23 protein-coding genes, 2 tRNA genes and 1 riboswitch are annotated in these 22,905 nt (G+C 48.2%); of the genes, 12 read left to right on the top strand and 13 right to left on the bottom strand.

The window, feature by feature from the left end:
* Window positions 1–21: 21 nt before the first annotated feature.
* Window positions 22–95 (bottom strand) — tRNA-Gly (locus AAKU61_RS03560).
* A gap of 49 nt (window positions 96–144) precedes the next feature.
* Window positions 145–229, bottom strand: a tRNA-Tyr gene (locus tag AAKU61_RS03565).
* Between the two features lie 282 nt (window positions 230–511).
* Between AAKU61_RS03565 and kefF the strand changes: the two genes are divergently transcribed.
* The 4 genes from kefF to AAKU61_RS03585 all read left to right on the top strand — a co-directional run bounded on the left by kefF (window position 512) and on the right by AAKU61_RS03585 (window position 4,663).
* Window positions 512–1,114 (top strand): glutathione-regulated potassium-efflux system oxidoreductase KefF, encoded by a 603-nt coding sequence (gene kefF, locus AAKU61_RS03570; RefSeq protein ID WP_354329707.1) that lies wholly within the window; start codon window positions 512–514, stop codon window positions 1,112–1,114.
* A complete protein-coding gene (gene kefC / locus AAKU61_RS03575) occupies window positions 1,114–2,922 on the top strand; it encodes a glutathione-regulated potassium-efflux system protein KefC (RefSeq protein ID WP_322120322.1) in 1,809 nt (602 codons plus the stop codon). The genes kefF and kefC overlap by 1 nt, the downstream gene beginning before the upstream one ends.
* Before the next feature lie 33 nt (window positions 2,923–2,955).
* A riboswitch (yybP-ykoY riboswitch) is annotated at window positions 2,956–3,087 on the top strand.
* Window positions 3,088–3,256: 169 nt separating this feature from the next.
* Window positions 3,257–3,829 (top strand): TMEM165/GDT1 family protein, encoded by a 573-nt coding sequence (locus AAKU61_RS03580; RefSeq protein ID WP_322120323.1) that lies wholly within the window; start codon window positions 3,257–3,259, stop codon window positions 3,827–3,829.
* A 24-nt stretch (window positions 3,830–3,853) separates the two neighbouring features.
* Window positions 3,854–4,663: a hypothetical protein gene (locus AAKU61_RS03585; RefSeq protein WP_354329709.1), complete on the top strand. Its 810-nt coding sequence runs from the start codon at window positions 3,854–3,856 to the stop codon at window positions 4,661–4,663.
* 185 nt (window positions 4,664–4,848) lie between these two features.
* Here the strand turns inward: AAKU61_RS03585 and AAKU61_RS03590 are convergent, their stop codons facing one another.
* The 5 genes from AAKU61_RS03590 to AAKU61_RS03610 form a co-directional block, all read right to left on the bottom strand.
* Window positions 4,849–5,496, bottom strand: coding sequence for a LysE family transporter (locus AAKU61_RS03590; protein ID WP_354329711.1), 648 nt, complete (start codon window positions 5,494–5,496; stop codon window positions 4,849–4,851).
* 159 nt (window positions 5,497–5,655) lie between these two features.
* A complete protein-coding gene (locus AAKU61_RS03595; protein WP_354329713.1) occupies window positions 5,656–7,212 on the bottom strand; it encodes an HDOD domain-containing protein in 1,557 nt (518 codons plus the stop codon).
* Window positions 7,213–7,366: 154 nt separating this feature from the next.
* Window positions 7,367–8,995 carry a tetratricopeptide repeat protein gene (locus AAKU61_RS03600; protein ID WP_322120327.1) on the bottom strand — a complete coding sequence of 543 codons (1,629 nt, stop codon included), beginning with the start codon at window positions 8,993–8,995 and terminating at the stop codon, window positions 7,367–7,369.
* Between the two features lie 326 nt (window positions 8,996–9,321).
* Complete coding sequence (locus AAKU61_RS03605) at window positions 9,322–9,519, bottom strand: DUF2905 domain-containing protein (protein WP_322120328.1); 198 nt, start codon at window positions 9,517–9,519, stop codon at window positions 9,322–9,324.
* A 187-nt stretch (window positions 9,520–9,706) separates the two neighbouring features.
* Entirely contained in the window at window positions 9,707–10,951 is a 1,245-nt protein-coding gene (locus AAKU61_RS03610; RefSeq protein WP_354329715.1) for a class I SAM-dependent methyltransferase, read from the bottom strand.
* A gap of 79 nt (window positions 10,952–11,030) precedes the next feature.
* Between AAKU61_RS03610 and AAKU61_RS03615 the strand changes: the two genes are divergently transcribed.
* The 3 genes from AAKU61_RS03615 (at window position 11,031) to ttcA (ending at window position 13,395) form a co-directional block, all read left to right on the top strand.
* Window positions 11,031–11,921 (top strand): SDR family oxidoreductase, encoded by an 891-nt coding sequence (locus tag AAKU61_RS03615; RefSeq protein WP_354329717.1) that lies wholly within the window; start codon window positions 11,031–11,033, stop codon window positions 11,919–11,921.
* 86 nt (window positions 11,922–12,007) lie between these two features.
* Window positions 12,008–12,406, top strand: coding sequence for a dihydroneopterin aldolase (locus tag AAKU61_RS03620; protein WP_322120331.1), 399 nt, complete (start codon window positions 12,008–12,010; stop codon window positions 12,404–12,406).
* Between the two features lie 74 nt (window positions 12,407–12,480).
* Window positions 12,481–13,395 (top strand): tRNA 2-thiocytidine(32) synthetase TtcA, encoded by a 915-nt coding sequence (gene ttcA / locus AAKU61_RS03625; protein ID WP_354329756.1) that lies wholly within the window; start codon window positions 12,481–12,483, stop codon window positions 13,393–13,395.
* A 96-nt stretch (window positions 13,396–13,491) separates the two neighbouring features.
* On the opposite strand, the gene AAKU61_RS03630 is transcribed toward ttcA, so the two are convergent.
* Window positions 13,492–13,986: an RDD family protein gene (locus AAKU61_RS03630; RefSeq protein WP_354329719.1), complete on the bottom strand. Its 495-nt coding sequence runs from the start codon at window positions 13,984–13,986 to the stop codon at window positions 13,492–13,494.
* A gap of 194 nt (window positions 13,987–14,180) precedes the next feature.
* Entirely contained in the window at window positions 14,181–14,486 is a 306-nt protein-coding gene (locus AAKU61_RS03635; RefSeq protein ID WP_354329721.1) for a DUF4148 domain-containing protein, read from the bottom strand.
* 345 nt (window positions 14,487–14,831) lie between these two features.
* On the opposite strand from AAKU61_RS03635, the gene AAKU61_RS03640 reads away from it, so the two are divergent.
* From AAKU61_RS03640 to AAKU61_RS03655, 4 genes are all read left to right on the top strand, one after another.
* Complete coding sequence (locus AAKU61_RS03640) at window positions 14,832–15,401, top strand: sigma-70 family RNA polymerase sigma factor (RefSeq protein WP_354329758.1); 570 nt, start codon at window positions 14,832–14,834, stop codon at window positions 15,399–15,401.
* The gene (locus AAKU61_RS03645) at window positions 15,398–16,114 is read left to right on the top strand and encodes an anti-sigma factor (RefSeq protein ID WP_354329723.1); all 717 of its coding nucleotides are present in this window, start codon (window positions 15,398–15,400) and stop codon (window positions 16,112–16,114) included. The genes AAKU61_RS03640 and AAKU61_RS03645 overlap by 4 nt, the downstream gene beginning before the upstream one ends.
* A gap of 229 nt (window positions 16,115–16,343) precedes the next feature.
* A complete protein-coding gene (gene glmU / locus AAKU61_RS03650; RefSeq protein ID WP_354329725.1) occupies window positions 16,344–17,714 on the top strand; it encodes a bifunctional UDP-N-acetylglucosamine diphosphorylase/glucosamine-1-phosphate N-acetyltransferase GlmU in 1,371 nt (456 codons plus the stop codon).
* 241 nt (window positions 17,715–17,955) lie between these two features.
* Complete coding sequence (locus tag AAKU61_RS03655) at window positions 17,956–18,651, top strand: tetratricopeptide repeat protein (RefSeq protein ID WP_354329727.1); 696 nt, start codon at window positions 17,956–17,958, stop codon at window positions 18,649–18,651.
* Window positions 18,652–18,898: 247 nt separating this feature from the next.
* Here the strand turns inward: AAKU61_RS03655 and AAKU61_RS03660 are convergent, their stop codons facing one another.
* The 4 genes from AAKU61_RS03660 to AAKU61_RS03675 all read right to left on the bottom strand — a co-directional run bounded on the left by AAKU61_RS03660 (window position 18,899) and on the right by AAKU61_RS03675 (window position 21,601).
* Window positions 18,899–19,201 carry a YciI family protein gene (locus AAKU61_RS03660; protein ID WP_354329729.1) on the bottom strand — a complete coding sequence of 101 codons (303 nt, stop codon included), beginning with the start codon at window positions 19,199–19,201 and terminating at the stop codon, window positions 18,899–18,901.
* A 175-nt stretch (window positions 19,202–19,376) separates the two neighbouring features.
* Window positions 19,377–20,213: an SDR family oxidoreductase gene (locus tag AAKU61_RS03665; RefSeq protein WP_354329731.1), complete on the bottom strand. Its 837-nt coding sequence runs from the start codon at window positions 20,211–20,213 to the stop codon at window positions 19,377–19,379.
* Window positions 20,210–20,965, bottom strand: a complete 756-nt coding sequence (locus AAKU61_RS03670) for a class II aldolase/adducin family protein (RefSeq protein ID WP_354329760.1) — start codon at window positions 20,963–20,965, stop codon at window positions 20,210–20,212. The genes AAKU61_RS03665 and AAKU61_RS03670 overlap by 4 nt, the downstream gene beginning before the upstream one ends.
* A 57-nt stretch (window positions 20,966–21,022) precedes the next feature.
* Window positions 21,023–21,601 carry an HD domain-containing protein gene (locus tag AAKU61_RS03675; protein ID WP_354329732.1) on the bottom strand — a complete coding sequence of 193 codons (579 nt, stop codon included), beginning with the start codon at window positions 21,599–21,601 and terminating at the stop codon, window positions 21,023–21,025.
* A 135-nt stretch (window positions 21,602–21,736) separates the two neighbouring features.
* Between AAKU61_RS03675 and AAKU61_RS03680 the strand changes: the two genes are divergently transcribed.
* On the top strand, window positions 21,737–22,414 hold the full coding sequence (locus AAKU61_RS03680) for a Crp/Fnr family transcriptional regulator (protein WP_354329734.1): 678 nt from the start codon (window positions 21,737–21,739) through the stop codon (window positions 22,412–22,414).
* Window positions 22,415–22,905: the final 491 nt, after the last annotated feature.

Consider the following 22,905-nt stretch of genomic DNA (forward strand, 5'->3'; position numbering starts at 1 on the left):
TGCTGCACAAAAATACAAAACTGGAGCGGGTGAAGGGAATCGAACCCTCGTCATAAGCTTGGAAGGCTTCAGCTCTACCATTGAGCTACACCCGCAGGGGCCACCACTTCAGCCGCACAATTCACGTACGGTAATTTTTTCCTGTGGTGGAGGGGGCTGGATTCGAACCAGCGTACTCAGAGAGAACAGATTTACAGTCTGTCGCCTTTAACCACTCGGCCACCCCTCCGCAGGGAACCCCGAATTATGGAGATGTTCGATTCGACTGTCAACAGCTTTTTTGGAATGCGGGCTGATTTTTCTCTTGGTTTGGTTTTAAAGCTTTTGAATTTTGCTTTTGTGTCGAATACACGACGCGAACTATTGACTATCAGGAAACAATACTAGGCTTGTGCAAAATAAACACTTATAAGTAAATGATCAGAGAAAGAGCCGCGTAAAAATACGCTAGGATGTTTTGCTATCTGTGCATCTAAACATCGAATCTAATTCCATTGTCCCAAACAAAATTATGCCCCCGCCCTCCATTTTATTGATTTGCGCCCATCCTGCGCTGCATCGCTCCCGCGTCAACCGAAGGATGATTGATGCCGCAAAGACATTGCCTCATGTCCATGTACACAATCTATACGATCGTTATCCAGATTTTTTTATAGATGTTGCAAATGAGAAATCTTTATTGGAAAAAGCCGATTTGATTATTTTCCAATTCCCAATCCATTGGTACAGCGTACCCGCTCTTCTTAAACAGTGGATGGATGTCGTGCTGGAATATGGCTGGGCTTATGGAACCGACGGCACCGCGTTAAAAGCTAAAGATTTTTTGCTTGCCACCACCACCGGAGGTGGCAAGCAAGATTATCAGGCGGAAGGAGCCCATCGCCATGAATTCGGCTTATTCTTACCCCCACTGCAACAAACTGCACATCTATGTGGAATGAACTGGTGCAAACCGCATTTGCTGTTTGGCGCTGATCAGGCAGACGAGGTTACCGTCAATCAGCACTGCCAAGAATATCGCGACTTGTTGAATACCTATCCTGATTGGATACCGAAGATCACGACGCCATCGGACCCAATTCATTACCCCGCATCAGCGCAAGAGGCTCCTTGATGGAAAATAATTTGTTACTTAATGCACTGATTTATCTGCTGGCAGCCGTGATTGCCGTACCAATTGCGAAGCGTTTAGGCTTAGGTGCAGTGCTGGGTTATTTACTGGCAGGTATGGCGATCGGTCCGTGGGGCTTTCGGTTGATTGAAGATGTACAGGTCATTTTGCACTTTTCAGAATTCGGCGTGGTGCTACTGTTATTTGTCATTGGGCTTGAATTAGAGCCGAAGCGATTATGGGCAATGCGACGTCCCATCTTCGGCTGGGGCGGAGCACAAGTGATTGGCTGCGCCGGTGCTTTATTCCTCGCCGGTCTTGCATTTGGTGTCGACTGGCGAACTGCACTGATCGCGTCACTGGGTTTATCACTGTCATCCACCGCCATTGCGCTGGCAACGCTGGAAGAACGTAATTTAATGACGACTCCCGCTGGTAGCGCTAGCTTTTCTATTCTTTTGTTTCAAGACATTGCAGCGATTCCGATGATTGCACTGATTCCCTTGCTGGGAGTCGCAGATGCGCAGGGCGAAACCGAAGGCTGGTTAGGCGGCCTCAAAGTCATCGGTGTCATCGCTGCTCTGATCGTCGGTGGTCGCTATCTAATCAGACCCATCATGCGCATTATCGCCAAAACCGGGATGCGCGAAATCTTCACTGCCTTTGCTTTACTCCTGGTGATCTCGATTGCCTTGCTGATGGAATCAGTCAATATGTCGATGGCACTTGGCACTTTTTTAGCGGGCGTGTTGCTGGCAGAATCTGAGTACCGGCATGCGCTCGAAAGCGATCTGGAGCCATTTAAAGGCTTGTTACTTGGTTTGTTTTTTATTGCCGTAGGTATGTCTGTCGATTTTGGATTATTTTTAACCAAGCCGCTACAAATTATCGGTCTGGTCTTGGTATTTTTATTCCTGAAAATGTCGGTGCTGTACTTCCTCAGTGTGCGCTTCTCGATTCCCAAAGTTCAACGCTCCCTGTTCACTTTTTTGTTAGCACAAGGTGGCGAATTTGCATTTGTCGTGTTTGCCACCGCGACTAGCGCCAAGGTATTTTCCGCTGAAACCTCCGCCCTACTGGTCGTCGTGGTTGCCTTGTCGATGGTGGCGACGCCGCTATTGCTCGTGATTTACGATAAGTGGATAGAACCGCATCTACGCAACTTGTCAAAACCACCGGACGACGAAATCACCTCACAAGATAATCCGGTCATCATTGCCGGATTTGGACGCTTTGGACAAATCATCGGCCGTTTGCTGTATGCCAACCGGATTACGTCCACTGTTCTGGATCACGATCCTGACCAAATCGAATTACTACGCAAATTTGGTTTTAAAATTTTTTACGGTGACGCCACTCGCGCCGATTTGTTGCTGTCGGCGGGTGCCGATAAAGCCAAAGTCCTGGTGATTGCGATTGATGACGTGGAAGATAGTCTGGCATTGGTTGATATCGCCAAAGAGCATTTCCCCAATCTGAGTATTATTGCCAGAGCCCGTAATGTCGGGCATTGTTACCAGCTAATGGACAGAGGCGTAACAATTTTTGAACGGGAAACCTTTGAGGCATCATTGCAATTAGGTCGGCAAGTGCTGGAGCATCTTGGTTTTGGCGTGTATCAGGCACGGCAAACAGCGATGCGCTTCCGCTCGCACAATATTAAAACGATCCATGCAGTTTATCCGCACTACAAAGATCAACAGCAAGTCGTATCGATTGCCAAACAAGCGCGGGATGAGCTGGAAGAAATGTTTAACCGCGACAAGGAAGCGCGTGAGGCGGCGCATAAAAGCGGTTGGGATGCGTCCTGAGTTTGACAGAAATCGTATGCTGTATAATCCACAACTTATTTCATTGGGGAGTAGCCTGCTTCAGCGTTTTTTCAGCAATTTGCTTATCAACGCAGAAGAAAACGCATCAACATACTTGACAACCGTCATGGTGCGTTTGGCCTTAGTAAGTACGAGCATGAGCTTGGTTATTGATTGAACTGTTAGTTGAATTATTAGTTCAGCATTAGCAGCATCAGCTAACCCGTATTTACAAAGATTGGGCAAGACCTTTGATATATGCACCTTACTTACCTGGGATTGGGCGAGAGGTGCATTTATCATTGGTTTTTATCTCGCCTGATCCGCACATCTCATGGAAGCTTTCTTCGTCTCTGCCCTTGCCATCACCATTGGTGAAATTGGCGACAAAACTCAATTACTCGCGCTGCTTCTGGCCGCTCGCTATAAGAAACCCATCCCCATTATTTTAGGGATTTTAGTCGCAACATTGGCGAATCATGCTCTGGCTGGTTTGTTAGGGCAATGGGTTGCCAGCCACGTCTCCCCTACCATTTTGCGCTGGGCATTGGGCTTATCGTTTCTGGCAATTGCGGCCTGGACGCTGAAGCCAGACGAGATGGAAGAGAATACCGTTACCGAGGGTCGTTACGGTGTTTTTATAGTGACCTGCATTACATTTTTTCTGGCAGAAATCGGCGACAAAACGCAACTTGCAACCGTCGCCTTAGCTGCTAAATACAGCAATCTAGGTCTGGTCGTTGCGGGTAGTACCTTGGGTATGTTGATAGCCGATGTGCCTGCGGTGTTCCTTGGTAAAGTCGCCTCGCCAAACTTTCCGTTCAAGCTGGTACGTTGGATCGCCGCCGCTATTTTTGCAGTTCTGGGTATCGTCGTATTGACGGGACTCGGCAATCAATTTTTTTGAATTTTTAGAGTAGATCAGATCGACATGACGACATTTAGCTTACCCGCAGGAACACTGGTCAAATACGGCACTGTCTCCACCCAGCTGTATCCGATTTTGCGTAACGGCATTCACGCTGGTAGCGCTCGCCAAGGCTTGCATACCGGAGCTGAACAGGCTCATGTCGAGAACGGCATTTACGTCGGCGAACTAATGGCCTACTTCGCCGCCTGCATCGCCTTCCGTCAAACCACCAGTGAATTGCATGCGGCGCATGAAGCAACGCTGGGCACCTTTATCCAGGCATTGCAAGAAGCACGCGGAGAAAAACCGAAGATGCCAGAACTGGAAGACATCGCCGTGCAAGCCGGTTTGCCAGTGGTGTTAGAAATCGAGTTGGGTGAAGCCTGCGTACTGCATGCCGATCAACAATTTATTGAAGCCGACAATGCGGAAAAGAGCTGGAAGCTCTGGCGTAGTGTCGCGATTACCCGCGATGGCGGCATTCCGGCAAGCTGGGTCAAACGCTTCTATTTTCCGCGCTTGCTAGATTATCGGGATGTGGGCAGTTCACGTAACCCTAAGATGCTGGAGCAAACAACCGACAGCGCATTGATGGTCGGCGGCTTGATGCAGTATTGGCACAAAGATACGCCCGGTGATTTATTACTGGCATTTAAACAGCAATACAAGCGTACCAATTTCTCGCAAACCAGTAATTTTGATGACACCGCGCTGGAACGTTTTTTCAATCTCAATGCCATGCTTGATCCGGCAACGCGTTTGCTGAATCAAATGAGTATCTGGCAAGACATTGATGCGCTGGCGAAGAAGCAAGAAATTCCGCTGGACTAAGCTGAGCGAAATCGCGTGTGTGTATTGAGGGGAATAAGGGGATTATTTAATATACTCCCCTTTATTTTATTAAAATATGCTTCATTGCCCAAGGATTGTATGGACAACTAATATATACCTACCTAGAGTATATAATTTATTGTCTATATCAATCAGTCGCAAACTGAAGTGAATTGAGTCGCAATTTAAGTACCCGGACTGCGCTTAACAAAAAATAACGCCGCGCCAATCGCCATTAAAATCCCGCCGAAAAAGCGATTCTGCTTTTTCACTAAACGTGGATCGCGGAAATAGCGTTGCATCGATGACGCTGCCCATGCATAGCTATGCATCACCACCAAATCTACAGCGCACATCGTCATCCCTAATATCAACAGCTGCGGCAACAAGGGCGCGTCGTGGCTAATAAATTGCGGCAACACCGCCACCATAAAAATGATCCCTTTTGGGTTCGTGGCATTGGTCAAAAATCCAATTAAAAATCGCTTACGCAAATCCGGTGCCGTCGATGCTTGCGATGCCAAAGCACCTTCATTAGCACTGACATCGACTTTGGCACGCCATTGGCTAATGCCTAAATAAATCAAATACAAGGCACCGATGATTTTGACAGCGCTGAAAGCAAATTCGGACGCCATCAAGATAGATCCTACGCCAGCACCGGCAATCGTAAACACCAATAGCAAACCGGCTTGCAAGCCCATGATGGTGCCGCTCGTTTTTTTAACGCCATAATTTAAGCCATGCGCCATCGAGAGTACGGCACCAGAGCCTGGGGAAATCGCAATCAGGCAGGCTGCGAAAAAAAAGGTAAGCCAGAGGGTAAACGTCATGATGAGTCCGTAAGTATTTTGAGCAAGAGCGAATAAGCCAGGCAGCAAGTTTGCTGGGGGTCTATTTTAATCTGTGGAAGAAATTCGAGGACAAGCGCATCACAAAATAAGAGAAATAAAATTTTTATGCTTACTTATTTGCTATTGGACTGGCTTTACTTAGCCACGCATCATGGCGGCTAATAATTGACTCTTTAAGGTTTTAATCAATGCAGTTTCGTCAGGAGGGACGCCCTCTTCTGCCGCGATTGCACGGTCTGCATAAAAAAATCCCAATGATTTTTTCTGGATGACGAGCGGTAGTACGATAAAGCTCAGAGCATCTGGTAACAGCGCACGATGCCAGCTTGGGAGCAGTTTTTGTATCTTCGGAGCGGTCGCATCAGAGATCATCAAATCCGCATTATTGGTCATGGCCAAATGAAACACATCTTGCTCTACTTTCATCGGGAATACAAAACCTCGCTGTCGCTCTGCATACAGTTCGCCAACTGACACACGTGCCATAAAGCTGGAACTGGACGGGTCTCGCAAACAAACCGTGGCGAAGCGAAAACCCATGCTGCTGTACAAGGTCTCCAGCACCAGCAATATCATGTCATTGAGTTTGATTTGATCAGAAGCTAGCATTTGCGTGACGTCTTGTACCCCTGCCAGCAAGAGGTCACGCGCATTGCGTGGCTTGCCGCTAGCGTAGCGTTCAGCCTGCTGCATTTGATCTGCATTAAAACTTTTTAGCAAAAATTCGCTAGGGAATTCGCCGTCTGCAGAGAGCATTTCGTCGGTATCGCCAGCAGCTGGAAGAGCGATGTCCATACTCTCTGCTAGTTGTCTGGTTTCTTGCGTCACTCGCGCCAGCATTTCTTCCAGCTTAATTTGATCCAGCTCTAATACTTTGCCAAATTTTTGCAGTAAAGGTTTGCAGCGTACGCTCAGATTATCTGTGCCTGTGGTGAGTACCAGACTCGCTACGCCATCGCTAAAGGTGGCGACTTGCTTAAGCCACTCGTTGCGATGGCCGGCTTTTTTTTGTTCACCGGCGGGTAATGCCCCCAGCGATTGAATAATGGTGTCGGGAATTTTCCAATCCTGCAATGCCATCTCGCCAAAACGGTCATAACTGCAACCTAACAACAAGCTGGAGGCATCGGCAGCATTCGCCTGCCCGCTTGTCTGCATGGCCTGTATACGTCCATATAAAACATGATCAAACGAGGCGACTAGAACCCGTCCAATATTTTTAAACAAAGCAGCAACAGCGGCTTCTTCTGCATCTTGATAATGACTACGCTGCGCCAGTTCACGTCCGACGATACTGGCGCAAAGCGCATGTACTAGCTCTTTGCGGACACTTTGCGCATGTTTTTTATCTTTAAAACAATCCACCAGCAACATCGCCAATGCACCGGTTTTTACCGTGTCAAACCCGAGCAAAAAAATCGCTCTTGAAATCGTAGTGACTGGGGCGGTAGCCCGGGTGCGGTAGTGAATGGTGTTTGACAAACGCAATATTTTTTGCGTCAGTGCTACGTCAGCCAAAACAAAATGTGCCAGCTTGGCGATCGAATCTTCGCCAGAAGACGTGATCTCCACCACCTTGGATACGACTGCCCCCAAGGTCGGCAAAGTAGCATCTTCTGCAATTTTTCTGAGCAAGCGATCACGCGCAATTTCTGGCGCATTCTGCTCTAAATTAACGGAGGTATCGATAGGCATAGATAACAATAAGTAGGTACGCTGGCGATTGGCTTGCTCGTTTTAGATCGTGCTTTGGTTGTGCTTTGTTTTGCTTTGATTATGCGTAATTTGATTACTACGCCAAACTCAATGCGTCCTACTTTGCTTCTCTTTTTGTTCTTAATTTATGTATCTATTTCACTTTTCTTACTGCGGTAATACCATATTTCTTTTGAAGCTCATCATACAAACCCTGAATCGCTTTGAGTCGCGGGTTCATCGGGTCCAGGCGACGCGCAGATTCGATTAGATGTTTGGCCTGCTCCCCGATCTGATTGTCCCAACCCAGATTCTCCAGACACTTCAGCGCTGCCAAAGCCGCGTTCATCACGACTTGCGGATTATCTGGCGATTTACGAGCGGCGGTTGTGAGTAATTCTACCGAGCCGCGGAAATCACCTTGCTTGGCTTTTTGCACACCTTGCGCTACCAAATCCATGACTTCTTTTTGACTTTGCTGTGCCAACTCTTTTGCCAGATGTCCTTTGCCTACGCTCTCAAATACCCCGATCGCGCGGGTCATCATTTTTTGGTTAGTGGCATTACGCATCACGTCAAGAATGACCTCAGTGGCCTCACCCTCTTGATCATTTTCCAGACAGCTTTTGGCTAAACCTAATTTCAGATTGGTCGACAAGCCTATATTTTCGCGGCTGGCGGCAACTGCTGCGCCCAACTCGTCACCGAGGCGCGCATCACCCGTAGCGGCATGGATTTTAGCCGTAGAAATCGCACGGCAGGCTGCAGTCTTTTTCAGCCCGACCATGTTTTTTTCCATGTCGCGGATGACCGATTTTGCTTGCTCGTTATCGCCTTTTTTGACTAAGGCATCCACTAATTTGACATGGTCCTCGGGGTCACGGAATTCTGAGAATTTGGCTTTGGCGACGACTTTTTTAAAAGTGGCTTCGGCAGTTTCTATATCCCCTGTTTCTAGGGCGATTTCACCCAGGCGACGCAAGCGACGTACTGCGTGGGGTGATACTTCGATGGCGGTTTCCAGCACTGTCTGTGCCTCGGGCAACTCGCCGATCGCTTCGTGAGTTTTAGCCAGCCAGTCGTAGGCGTCCATGTATTTGTTATTCTCAGCAACCAGCGTTTTGAGAATATCTTCGGCCTCTTCAAAGCGCCCTTGCATAAATAGAGTTTTGGCTAGACCGAGTTTGGCCCAGGCCACGGCTTTCATTTCAAACAAAGCAGTGTAGAGCGCCTCTGCCTCGGCGGCTTCGCCCAGAACGACATGCAACTCGGCACGCCAGCGCATGAAGTCAACGACGTATTTGGGATAATCTCGCTCGCCGTGATGGCAGGCGGTAATCGCTTCGACCAAAGCACCTTGCTCCATCAGAGCGAAGATTTCGACAAACGCTTTACGTTTTTCGATTGCCTTGATCACACGCTCTAGCAGCATGTCGGCGGTGAAGGGTTTTAATAGATAATCGGAAGGTGCCAGCTCTGCCGCACTAACCACTTTGGCGTAAGCACGCTCGGCCGTAACCATAATAAAGATGGTAGAAAGCGGTGTCAGTTTGTGGTGGCGCACGTCTTCTAATAATTGCTGACCATCCTGGCCTACGCCAAGATCGTATTCACATAAAATCAGATCAAACACTTTGGATTGGATAGTACGGATCGCTGTACCAGCGGTCAAAGCATGTTCAATTTTAGTTATGCCGCATAAATTCAGCATATTGTGCAAACTGACCCGCATGCCTGCATGCGGCTCAATGAGCAATGCTCTTATTTCAGCTAAATCGCTCATGGACACCTTAGGTATTCGTTATTTTTATCGGGATGCTGACTTGCCGCCTGCAACTTGGATTTCGCTTGAATTTTAGTTTTAGCTTTAGTTTCAACCTCAGTTTCAAACTTAGCTGCAACCAAACTTCGTTGCTCGGGCGCAATGTCTTTAAATTGACGGTCTCAATGTCTAAAACTTTAACCTATCCAAAATGGCTTTGGGCAATTTTCAAGCTAGCTTCACGCTAAAACCACATTCAACTGGTTTATGGCGGCTAACTCAGTTGCGAACTCAGGCGCTAGATGAGTGACTAAGTAAATAAGCAACTAACGGTCAGACGTATCAGCTTATTTGAGGAAGCGCGCCAACAAGAGCACGACCAAGGACAAAATAATGGTCGAGGCAAATGGCAGAGAGAAAACCCGACCAAACAATTTAAAGCGGACATCGCCAGGCAAACGCCCTATCCCCAGTTTTTCTAACCAAGGTAATAAGGCGCTAAAGACGATCAATGCGATAAAAATCGTGAGTACCCAGCGTATCATTGCCAAGCCTCTGAAGTGAGGCTAGAAAATACGGCTAAATTGGCGATGAATATCATATACTCCCCTAATTTTTTTCTAAATACTGCTGACTGTCCAGACTTTAATTGGACGATTAAAATATACTTAATGGGAGTATATATGTATAGATCACTTCATCATTCTGCTTAAAGTACGCCTTATCGACTCTCTATAATCGATGACTACGGTCGTGTCGCAATAATCTGGCATCCAGTTCTACTCCCGCACCAACCACCAAGACTTTAAATAACTCCCCCATCTCGGCAGGAGAAATCAGCTTTTGCAGAGCGTTGGCTTTTGGCAAATACGCCATGGGGTCGCTGGCGGAGGTTCGCATAAGCAATTCACCGATGCCGGCTTCCAGCAAAAATCCCGCCTGGCTGACATAAGCTAACAATTCCAGCCCACCTGCTTGCGCTGCCAGCGCCATGCTGGTGAAATCCACATGCGCCGTAATATCTTGCAAACCCGGCAAATAAAATGGATCGGGATGCGCATGGTGCCGATAGTGACACATCAGCGTGCCCTGCGTACGTTGATCCAGATAGTATTCATGCGCAGGAAATCCATAATCAATCAGAATGGCGAGCGCGCCTTTGCCGCTGAGTTCGCCCCCCTTTTTCAGCATTGCAGCCAGGCTGCGCATAAAGCCTACGGCAACCGGATGGAGTTCCGTCATGTATCCCAGCGGAAGCTGATCAGCGCCGGGGATTTGTGCCAGCAGCTGCGACTGTAATTGTGCATCCAACTCGCGGTCAGAAAAAATCAACTCCGAGCCTTGCTTGATCGTGCTCTCTGCCGCGGTGTGCTCAGGCTCAGCTTGATTGCGTAGGCTCACACCGACTTCGCGCCAGCCCCGTTCTGTCTTCACCACCAAATGCACTGGCATAGCGTCCAGTACCTCGTTACCCAGTACAACACCACAAAAAGCTTCGGGCATTTGTTGCAACCATTGCACCTGCGGGAAATTTTTCAGCAGGTCTTCTTGTCTTGCTCTTAGCTCGCCGGACAATTCCACGATAAAATAGCGCTCAACGGCAATCCCAGCAGCCTGACATTCTGACAAGAAGTCAAACGCCAGTCTCCCGGTACCCGCCCCGAATTCCATCACTTGCGCGCTGGTTTGCGCTAATAAAGAGGCCGCCAGTTGCGCCAAGGTCGCACCAAATAGCGCTGACATTTCTGGCGCGGTTGTAAAATCGCCGTCTTTGCCTAGTTTTGCCGCACCACCGCTGTAATAACCCAGATCCGGCGCATACAAAGCCAGTTCCATATAGCGAGCAAACGAGATCCAGCCTGCATTTGCGTCAATCTGTTGAATAATGTGCTGCTGTAAAGCCTCAGAGGCCGCCTGGGCATCGGCGCCGGGTGCAGGTAATGTAAGTTGCTGTCGTGTGGAGTGAGATAGTCGCATAGCCGCATTGTATAAAAATCGTCGCCTTCAAGGTGAAATTTAAGATTAAAAAGAATCAGCCGAGTAAGAAAGTATCGCCATGACAATTACCATTACAGCCGCTGGTTCAGCCGCTCCTTCAGCATCTGATACCGCATCCGCTTCAGCTACCAAGACAGAAACGGCCATCAATTCGCCATCAGGTTTGACGCAAGATGGTTTGACACGAGTGGTCTTGGTCACCGGCGCCGCCAAACGCATCGGTCGCACCATTGCGCTGACTTTGGCGCAGCGTGGCTGGGATGTTGCGGTACATTATGGTCGCTCAGAAGAAGAAGCGCTTGATGTAGTGGCGGAGATCAAGGCCATGGGCAGACGCTCAATTGCCTTGCATTGTGATCTGGCGAATGAAACTTCCGTCAAAGAGCTGCTACCCAGAGTCATCGCGGCCTTTGGCAGCGTGCAATGCGTTGTAAATAACGCCTCGCTATTTGAAGAGGATAGTATTAGCGATGTCTCCAAACTGCGTTTAGATAAACATATGCATGCCAATTTGTTAGCTCCGCTTTTGTTATCACGGGCTTTACATGCAGCCACGCCGGATGGGCAACAAAGCTGCGTGATTAATTTGCTGGACCAAAAGCTGCAAAATCTGAATCCTGATTTTTTGTCGTACACCCTATCCAAAGCAGCCTTGCAATGTGCCACAACGACCTTGGCACAGGCACTCGCACCCAAGGTGCGCGTGGTTGGCGTATCGCCCGGGATTACGATGGTGTCCGGCCACCAGACTGCCGAAGATTTTGCGCAAGCACATCAAGTCACGCCGCTGGGTCGCTCTAGTACACCTGAGGATATCGCCAATACGATTTGCTTTGTCGCCGACATGCCTGCGATTACCGGCACGACCATCATGGTGGATGGCGGCCAGCATTTGCTGCCGTCTGCACGTGACATTATGTTTTTAGCGACCTCGGCGACACCTAAATAACGATCTTATTCCTTACCCGTATTCGACCTACTGTAGTTTTACAATTCCATAATTCCATAATTCCATTACATTGAACTGACCCCATCATGCTATCTGTCCTCCACTATCCACAACTCGCCGATTGTCGGCGTTTATTTTTGCGTAATTACGAAGTCATGATCAATATCGGGGTGCACGATTTTGAGAAAAAAGGCGAGCAACGCGTGATCATCAATGTAGATTTATATATTCCGCTGGCGCTCTCTACACCATCCGCAGATCATCTGGACGAAGTAGTAGATTATGATTTTATCCGCGAAACCATCGCACAACGCATGGCACAAGGGCACGTTCATTTACAAGAAACCTTGTGTGACGATGTCACCAAAAGTATGCTGGCACATCCTCGCGTGCGCGCAGTCCGGGTCTCGACCATGAAGCCTGATGTCTACCCCGATTGCGAAGGTGTGGGCGTAGAAGTATTTCAAATTAAAACCGACATTTAAGCGCCATCATGCAAGTACAAGAAACCAGTTTTGCCGATTTGTCTGATTTGTCTGATTTATCTATTACCGGCGCGATGCCAGTGCAGACACCAGTTAGCCAAAAGTCGCAAGAAAAAATCACTTACGAAAATAATAAGCTGCACAAGCGCCTGTGCCGCCAGGTTGGTCAGGCGATCGGTGATTTTAATATGATAGAAGAAGGCGACAAGGTCATGGTCTGCCTGTCCGGCGGCAAAGATAGTTATGCCATGCTGGACATTTTAATGACGCTGCGTGAACGCGCACCGATCAATTTTGAGATCATCGCCGTCAATCTCGATCAGAAGCAACCTAACTTTCCCGAGCATATTTTGCCTGCGTATCTGGAGAAACTGGGCGTCCCGTATCACATCGAAAATCAAGATACCTACAGCATCGTCAAGCGCCTGATCCCGGAAGGCAAAACCACCTGCTCGCTATGCTCCCGCCTGCGTCGTGGCATTTTGTATCGGGTTGCAGATGAACTGGGCGCGACTAAAATCGCTCTCGGTCACCATCGCGACGATATTTTAGAAACCTTTTTTCTGAACATGTTTTTCGGTGGCAAACTCAAAGGCATGCCCGCAAAATTGCAATCCGACGATGGGAAACATATTGTGATTCGTCCGCTGGCTTATGTGAAGGAAGAGGATTCAGAACGCTACGCTCAGGTCAAGCAATTCCCGATTATTCCTTGCGACCTCTGCGGTTCGCAAGAAAATCTGCAGCGTAAGCAAATCAAAAATATGTTGCGTGGCTGGGAAAAGACTAATCCTGGTCGAGTAGAAAGTATATTTTCGTCACTGACCACGGTGGTGCCATCGCACTTGATGGATAAAAATTTGTTTAGCTTTACAGATTTAAAAATCGATGGCGTAGCGAATGCCAACGGCGATATTGCCTTTGATGACGAACCCTGCGCAACGCCATCGAAGAATGTGATTTCTTTCAATCTGGGGATGGAAGACTAGTCGCTCTGTCTTTTCTGCGCCTATCTGTATTTATCTGCTCTGCTGCCCGGCGATGCCCGCATCGCCGGAATTAGCACTATGCACTCGCTGTGTGACTTAAGCTTCAAAAACCACTTTTTGAATTCTATTTTTCCGCCGGACCACCACCGTACCTGCTAATTTGTCATGCCAGCCTTGCTTGCGCGGATCAAAGGCGACCCAGAGTAAACCCAGTCCCAGGGGGATAGTCGACACGTAATAGCCAAGATAGCGAATAATCAATTGCGTTTTAGTCGGCTCTTTACCAGTTTTGGCATCTACAATCTTGGCAGAAATAGCATCTTTGCCCGGCGTCGACTGGCGCTTTATCCAAAACACAATCACCGCAATCGCTGGAAAAATCCAAGACATTAAAAAATCGGCAGGCCCCCGTGCCAACGAGAATGTATCGGCGCCAAGACCAGAACTTGCCGGACTGACATAGGCCCAGCCATAAATCGCAATCAGGATCGGGTATATCACGACGGCTAAAAGTAAAGAATCAACTATACAAGCACCAACCCGCGCCCAAAATCCTACGTATTCCAACTCGTCAACTTCATCTTGTGGCATGGATATTCCTTAGCTAAGAACAAAAAAGCAAACATTCAGATAACAACTACGACATAGTATGCTGATATTAAGTTCGCATCTTAGTAAGCGTGCCGGATAGTTTCTTTCTTAAATAACATCTTCATATCAATCCCCTTACGCAAAACAAAAAAACGCCGTCACAAGGACGGCGTTCATGTCGGAGAAAAAACGACTTATTTGTTTTGAGAAATCTGTGTCGCTTCAACTACTGGGCGCTGTGTTTTTGCTGGTGCAAAAGAGACATATGCTTCGCCGCCGACTGGCAAACCAGCAGCACGTGCCTGGCTCAGTTCTGCGACAACTTCTGCACGGGTTTTACCGTTGCTTACAGTGTCCGTCTTAGTTTTTGTCATGCTTGGAATAGGGAAACTGACATACGCTTCGCCACCAACTTGGTTATCCGCTGCGAAAGCAACAGAACCAGTTGTAACACCAGTAGCGATCAGGGCAACAGCAGCAATTAATTGTTTCGCATTCATTTTAATTCTCCAAATAAGATAGATGATTAGGTTGATGACTCTAGGCTTGGGATACATTTGATCTCTTCTGCCTCGGTGAGTCGCGCACTGTTTGTTTCTGTTGCTGCGGTGTCGTGCTCATCGATGAAGCAAGTCTATACAACCCAGATCAATCAATAAAGGTGACTATAAGCAATAGATTGTTGCGAATAGAAGAATAATGCGATTCGACTGTGAAGAGTTTCAGCAAAATCATTTCCCTTATCGTATGATTTGGGCACTTATTCTAGAACGCGCTATTTCGCCTCGAAACACCTTGTAACAACAAGATACGAAACGGATATCCAATTGCAAAAAACATCCAAAATGGACGCTGGCCAGCTGCATATCTGGCTCGCCGGCGTCGCGCGAAAAGACGCAATTGCGTTTAGATCGCTTTATGATGCAACTTCTCCGAAACTGTTTGGCTTCGCGCTGCGTATATTAGTTAAGCGCGAACTGGCGGAAGAAGTGTTGCAAGAGAGTTTTGTCAACATTTGGAACAATGCCGCCAGCTATCAGGCCAGTTTGGCCGCGCCGATGACCTGGATGACGACCATTGTGCGTAACCGCGCTTTTGATCTGTTGCGCAGACTCGACCATGATGTAGAAATTGACGCGGATAACTTTGATATGGATGTCGTACACGCGCTAGAGAGCGGCGATCTCACCCCGATACAGTCACTGGAAATGACTCAGGATGCCAAAGCACCGGCGTCGTGTATGTCACGTCTGGAAGGTTTGCATCGTCAGGCAATGGCGTTGGCGTTTTTTCACGATCTGTCACATAGCGAAGTAGCCGAACAAATGAAACTACCGATGGGCACTGTCAAGACCTGGATACGGCGCGGGCTGGATAAGCTACGCACCTGCCTTGGCAAAATGGAGATAGTATGAATATCCAAAATAAGCCCAACTTGCAGCAAAAACTAGCGGCTGAATACGTACTTGGTACCTTACGCGGCGGCGCACGTCGACGCTTTGAAGGCTGGCTCAACCGCGACGCACAATTACAGCAAGTGGTGCGCCAGTGGGAGGGCAATCTGCTACCAATGGCAGAATTTGCCAAAACTGCACAACCAGCCAATAGCGTCTGGCAAAGTCTGGAAAAACGTCTAGGACTGAATCAAAGTGCCGACCGTTGGGCGTTCTGGCGCAATCTTCGCGAAGACCTCGCCTTCTGGCGTGGCTTGGGCATGTTCTCCACTGCGATGGCGCTGGTCATGGTATCCGTCTTGTTGAGCAAACAAGTCGACCAAACCCTGCCGCCGACCAATAGCTATGTCGCAACATTGTCCAATGACAAATCCGAACCGATTGCCGTGATCACTGGCGATATCAAACAAAAGCAATTGATCGTGCATATCGTCAAAGCACAAAATATTGCGGCAGATAAGAGTTTGGAATTATGGGCAGTCAGCAAAGCCGGGACGGTTAAATCACTGGGACTGGTCGCAGACAACGGCAATATTACGCTGCCTATGCCCGACAATATGAACAGCGATAATGTGCCACTGCTGGCAGTAACACTGGAGCCTAAAGGTGGTTCAGGCAATCCTGAGAAACCGACCGGACCGATTGTCTTTAAAGGAAACTGGTTGCTGATTTAATTGTAGATGGATAGTTACCAATTAAACTGAAAAAGGAGCAAGTCGTCTTAGCGGCTTGCTCCTTTTTGTTTTGGGCTAGTGGTTTCAAATACGAAGAGCAAACTCTATAGCATGTGTTCAAGAAAGAAAAAGCATCCTGCTTTTTGATTACCTGACGCTAAGTCGTTTAGATATTTAGGCACCCCATGATAAAATTTCAACATCAAAAAATCATCTAACAGGATTCTCCATGAACGTCGTTATTCTCGCTGCCGGTATGGGTAAACGTATGCAATCTGCTTTGCCTAAAGTCTTGCATCCACTGGCTGGCAAACCCTTGTTATCGCATGTGATTGATACGGCGCGCAGTCTTGCCACTGATGCTGGCATGCATAATATTTGCGTGATTTATGGTCATGGCGGCGATCAGGTACCGAGCTTGATTGGTGCACCCGATTTACAGTTTGCCAAACAAGAACCGCAGCTTGGTACCGGACATGCCGTGGCACAGGCCGCACCAGTGCTGGATGAGAAAGTACCGACCCTAGTGTTGTATGGCGACGTACCGCTGACAACAAGTGCTAGTTTGCAGCGACTGATTGCGGCGGCGGGTAGCGATAAGCTGGCGATTTTGACGGCGGACATGGACGACCCGACAGGTCTTGGTCGTATCGTGCGGGAGGGTGGCAAGATTGTGCGTATCGTCGAGCAAAAAGATGCCAGCGAAGCCGAGAAAGCCATAACCGAAATCAATACCGGTATTATCATCGCACCGACTGCACAGCTAAAACAATGGCTGACCACGCTATCGAACAACAACGCGCAAGGTGAATACTACCTGACCGATATCGTCGCGCGTGCAGTCGCAGATGGCGTACCCGTCGTGTCAGCACAACCCGACGCCGTGTGGGAAACCCTGGGCGTAAATAGCAAAGTGCAGCTGGCGGAATTAGAACGCATCTATCAGCGTAATCTGGCGCAAAAATTATTGGAGCAAGGTGTCACTTTGTTCGACCCGACTCGTATTGATATCCGTGGCAGCCTGACGTGCGGACGCGACGTGACGATTGATGTCGGCTGCGTGTTTGAAGGCAAAGTCACGCTGGAAGACGGCGTACAAATCGCAGCGCATTGTGTGATTAAAGATGCGCATATTGCGGCCGGTACGGTGATCAAACCGTTCTGCCATATTGAAGATGCGACAGTCGGCGCGCAATCGCACATCGGCCCGTATGCACGCCTGCGCCCCGGTACGACGCTGGCCGAAGATGTCCATGTGGGTAATTTTGTCGAGATCAAAAATAGTCAGGTTGCCGCGCACAGCAAGGCCAATCACCTTGCGTATATTGGCGATGCCACCATCGGCAGCCGCGTCAACATCGGTGCCGGTACGATCACCTGCAATTACGATGGCGTGAATAAATCCCGCACGATAATTGAGGACGATGCTTTTATCGGTAGCGACAGCCAACTGGTCGCACCAGTCCGCGTCGGCAAAGGCGCAACCCTGGCTGCTGGCACCACGCTGACCAAGGATGCGCCAGAAGGTAAATTGACGATCTCACGTGCAAGACAAATCACGCTAGAGAACTGGCAGCGCCCGGTGAAAATCAAGAAGTAAATTACGCTGAAACCTGATTCAAAACCATATACTCCCCTCATAAATTGATAAATATGCTCTATTGTCAAGACTTTATATGGATAATTAAAAATACTGTATAGGAGTATATTATTTAACCATAGTACATTCCCGCGTTGATACTGCTGCTAAGCAGCCAGAAGTTGACAGCAGCATGGCCGCGGATTATGGTGAATAGAATTGATTTTTTCCTGCAACTACGTATGCCGATAGCGAGCCTCCGATGAATGTTTTCCGCCCCCTTTTGCTCTGCGCTTTCATCCTGTCTGCCGTGTCTGCCCAGTCGGTCATGGCTGGTGATTTTGAAAATGGCGTTAGTTTTTATGAAGATCAAAACTACCCAGCTGCAGTTGCCGCATTTGGTAAAGCGGCGGAGCAAGGCAATGCGAATGCGCAATTCAATCTGGGCTTGATGTATGTTAATGGCGAAGGCGTGCAGCGTGATTATGCCAAAGCGATGTCGCTCTACCAGCAAGCCGCGCAGCAAGACAATGTGCGGGCACAAGTCAATTTGGGGCGTATGTATGCCAAAGGTCTGGGCGTGGTGCAAGACTATGCCAAGGCGATGCAATGGTATAAAAAAGCAGCGGAAGCAGGCTATGCCGATGCGCAATACAGTCTGGGCACGATGTTAGCTAGCGGGATTGGTACTCGCCAGGATTTTCGGCAAGCCAAATATTATTTACAACTGGCAGCAGACCAGGGCAATGCCAGCGCCCAATACCAGCTTGGCTTGCTCTACCTCAAAGGGAATGGCGTTCCACAAAATAGTGTTGAGGCGTATAAATGGTTTAGCCTGGCAGGGGAATACGACGCTGCCGCGATGTACCGCCAATATGCGGAGAAAAAAATGAGCAAAGCGCAAATCGACGAGGCCAAACAATTAGCCGCCGAATGGAAGCCAGACACCGGAAAATAAATCACAAAGCACGTGAATGGCCGGTATAAATTTTCATTTAACGCTTCAGTAAAAAAGAACTTGTGGGCAAAAAAATATTTTTCGATGCCAGCGACCGTATCTAGCCCACATAAAAAACTATTATCTGAGGGGCTGAGATAACAGTCCAGCGTCATCTTCTACAAAACAGCTCACACAGAATAAATAGATGAAAATGGGGAGCTTGGATGTAAAACAACCGTAAAAAAAATGATTACTACATCAAGCTTTATTCGCTTTTATCAGCAGGTAATAAGTCAGCAACTATCTCAGCCGTCATCGACGGGACAAATTCTATAATCTCAAAACTCGCCACATCACCAGTAAAAAACGGATCTTCCTGGACGATGGTTTCGATCTTTGCGCGGTCCATGCTATTTGCTAAAATCACGCCGCCACTGCGCGGTACTTTGCGGCCAGCCAATACAAATACGCCGCTGTCAAAATAGCTTTTCAGATAGTCGCGATGCGGCGTCATGAGAACATCGACTTCAGCAATGGATTTGGTATAAGTAATTGAGATGATGAACATTCGGTTTCCGGGTCTTGGCAATAGTGTGTGCTGAATAAAGTAGTTGCGCGCTACGTCACTAGCTTACGTAAAAACAAATTAGCTGTCTATCTACCCAATAAAAAAGCCAGGCAAACTGTGATCTGCCTGGCTACTTATTCAGCAATCATATCAGCAAAAAGTTGATGTTATATTTTTAATGCGGTCTGACCTCATCCTTTAACGCCGCCATCGCCATCTTCTCGACCAGACCTGGTGCAATCAGTTTTAGCCAGCGTAGCAACTTGCCTTTGCCCGACATGACGACGTCGCGCTGTCTTTGCTCCATCCCTGCGATGATCAGACTGGCACATTCTTCTACCGACATCGCATCGTCTTCCTTTAAGCCGCTGCTACCTGCCGCCACACCGGCTGCGTTATAGCCGCGGTAACGGATTTGGGTGGCGACTATGCCCGGATAGGCGATGGTGACTGCGACGCCTGCGTTCTTAACTTCTAGACGTAAGCTTTCAAAAAAACCATTCATCGCAAATTTGCTGGTGCAATAGGCGGTACGTCCCGGAATGCCCATTAAGCCAGCCAGAGATGACACGGCGACGATATTGCCACGGCTTGCTTTGATATGCGGCAAAGCGGCGTGAGTACACCAGATGCTGCCCCACAGGTTGATGCGGAACAGTTCTTCATACCAGCCCAGATCGCTGACATCGGACAACAAGGCTTGCGCAGATTTGCCCGCGTTATTGATAAGCGCATCAATCCGGCCAAAGTGATCAACCGTGCGCTGTATCAATTGCTGGCATTGCGCCTGATCGCCGACATCGGTTTTTACCACCAGCGTTGCACTGCCAAGATGCTGACATTCTGCCGCGACCGCATCTAACATAGCCTCACTGCGCGCAGCCAGTACTAAACCAAGTTTGCTGCCATAAGTTTTGGCAAGCTGCCTCGCAACTTCTGCACCAATGCCATCAGAGCTACCAGTAATGATGATGACTTTGGATGTGGAAGCTGACTTCGCAGCCCCACTCATAACTTATAACTTTCATCCGTACGATCCAATTTGCGGATCAATGATGGCCAGACAAATGCGCCGCCAAGCCCGCCAGTTTGTACCCGCATGGCTTCTGCCACGTCTTTGACGATCAATGGATTGACTTGCGTCAACTCGCCACCGGCTTGTGCCGATAATTGAATCTGACATGTCGCCTCAAAGGTGTACATGGAAAGGAAGGCATCAGCGATAGATTTACCAGCGACCAGCAAACCGTGATTGCGCAACATGAGGAAATTTGCTCTGCCCATGTCGGCTTGCAAACGCGGTTTTTCTTCATCACGGAAAGCTACGCCTTCGTATTCGTGATACGCCAATGATGCCAGTACAAAAGTTGACTGTTGTGAGATGGGCAGTACGCCACATTTTTGCGCACTAACCGCCACACCAGCGCGGGTGTGCGTGTGCAAGACGCATTGCACATCGTCACGCGCTTCATGCACGGCACTGTGGATGACAAAACCGGCAGGATTAACCGGGAAAGGTGAGTCAATAATCTTGTTGCATTGCTGATCGACTTTTACCAGCGAAGAGGCATTGATTTCATCAAACATCAGGCCATAAGGATTGATCAAAAAATGATGTTCCGGGCCGGGGATACGGGCAGTAATATGAGTAAATACCAGATCGCTCCAGCCATACATGGCGACCAGACGATAGCAAGCGGCAAGGTCAACACGGAGCTGCCATTCTTCTGCGCTGACTTGATCTTTAATTGAGGGAATATGCATGTGTGTCATTTTGATCTCCTAATTTTATGATGGAATTTTAAAACGGTATTGCTACGTTTACTCTGTCAATGCCGCTTTGTAAATCGTGTTACGTGGCTTGGCAAAAAAGCGCCTGAGCATGGGTTCAAATTCGCTGATGGGCAAAGTCTCTGCTGTGGCATCGAAAGCGGGATTATCGTACAGCTCGCAAAAGCTAGCGGTATGTTCAAAATGAGGATGGGTACGAAATTGTTCGCGCATGTCTTTATCCATTCCGATATGGTGGAAAAAATAATGTCCCTGAAAAATCCCATGATGCTGCACCATCCACAGATTAGCATCACTGGCAAAGGGCTTGAGAATCGCCGCTGCTATATCAGGGTGATTAAACGATCCTAGCGTGTCGCCGATGTCATGCAACAAAGCGCAGACGACGTAATCTTCATCACGCCCATCACGCCAAGCGCGGGTAGCTGTTTGCAACGAGTGGGTGTATCGGTCAATCGGAAAGCCACCGTAGTCGCCTTCCAGAATCTGCAAGTGCTTGATCACGCGATCCGACAAGCCTTTAGAAAACTGCATAAACTCGGCACCAATCACTTGCCAGTCTTGCTGTGTACTGTCCTGCATGCGGACGAAATTTGCACGGATAGTCATTTGTCTCACTCCAGTTAATTTTTCTTTGGTGCCTACACCATACAACCAGGCTACACTGCAAACTGTCAAATTATTTACAATTGGGATTTACATTCCAATAACCTATCACCGCGACAGAGCCTTCATCGAACCAATATGAACTCGCATCTTGATTTGTTACCGCAACTATCCAATAACCCATGGTTTGGCTCTTTGCCCTTGCGTGATCGTAAGAGCATGCTCAGCACGGTCGAGCTGCTGCGCTTGCGCCCGGGTGAAATGCTGTTCCGTCAAGGCGATGCGCCGGGCGGGTTTTATGCCGTGCTGTCGGGCACGATCAAAATGTCGACCTTGAGCGAGGCAGGTAAAGAAGCAATTTTGGTGGTACTGGAAAGCGGCACCTGGTTTGGTGAAATCTCCTTAATTGATCACCAGCCGCGTACGCATGATGCAACCGCGATGGGGCCAACCGAGATTTTGGTGCTGCCGCGCAGCATATTTGCGAGCTTAATGCAGCGGCCAGTTTTTGCTTTTGCGATTAGCAGTATGTTGGCAGCGAGAATCCGCTTGCTCTACGGCATAGTAGAAGACGCCACACTACGATCAACCTCGGCCCGCATTGCACGGCGATTATTACTGCTGGCGCACGGCGACGCGAGTATGGCAAAAGATGCGCGCCCCAAGGTAACGGTATCGCAAGAATCACTGGCAATGATGCTGGGGATTACGCGGCAAACCCTGTCTAAAGAACTTAAATTATTGGTGCAGCAAGGCGTCATCCAGCTTGGCTATCGCTGTATAGAAATTATCGCCGAAGATAAATTATCTAAATAATTATCTTTGTTAGACAAAGCTCATCAGAATAATTAGAAATGTACGGCGTTGGGTGTAGATGTCACGTGTCAATCTGAGGTCTTAAGATCACATGCTGATGTCGCATATTGGCATCAATAATTTATCGTTTTATTTTTTTTTAAGATTTGCAATAGCGTTCTTAATTTAAACATACTCCCTTCATGTATTATTTTATAGCCCCTATAAGATATGGACAATATGCTTATTTTTATAAAAATTATCGGGAGTATATTAACAATATGAAAATCAACCAGCTCTTCCATGTTGCAAATATTTTGATCTGTTGCTGTAGACACGCCTCAGCATTACAACAATTCAATTGCGGTGCAAGCAGCTATAGCCTATGTTTCTGTAATCAGCTTAACGAGGCTGGCCGCGGTGACTTGCAGCGATTTCTTATCAAAATGTCGGCGATAGATGCTGTAGTTTGAATCTCGCTCGGATAGATTGAATACAGATCAGTTTTTAAC

The sequence above is a fragment of the Undibacterium sp. GrIS 1.2 genome (assembly GCF_040544435.1).
Classification (GTDB): Bacteria; Pseudomonadota; Gammaproteobacteria; order Burkholderiales; family Burkholderiaceae_D; genus Undibacterium.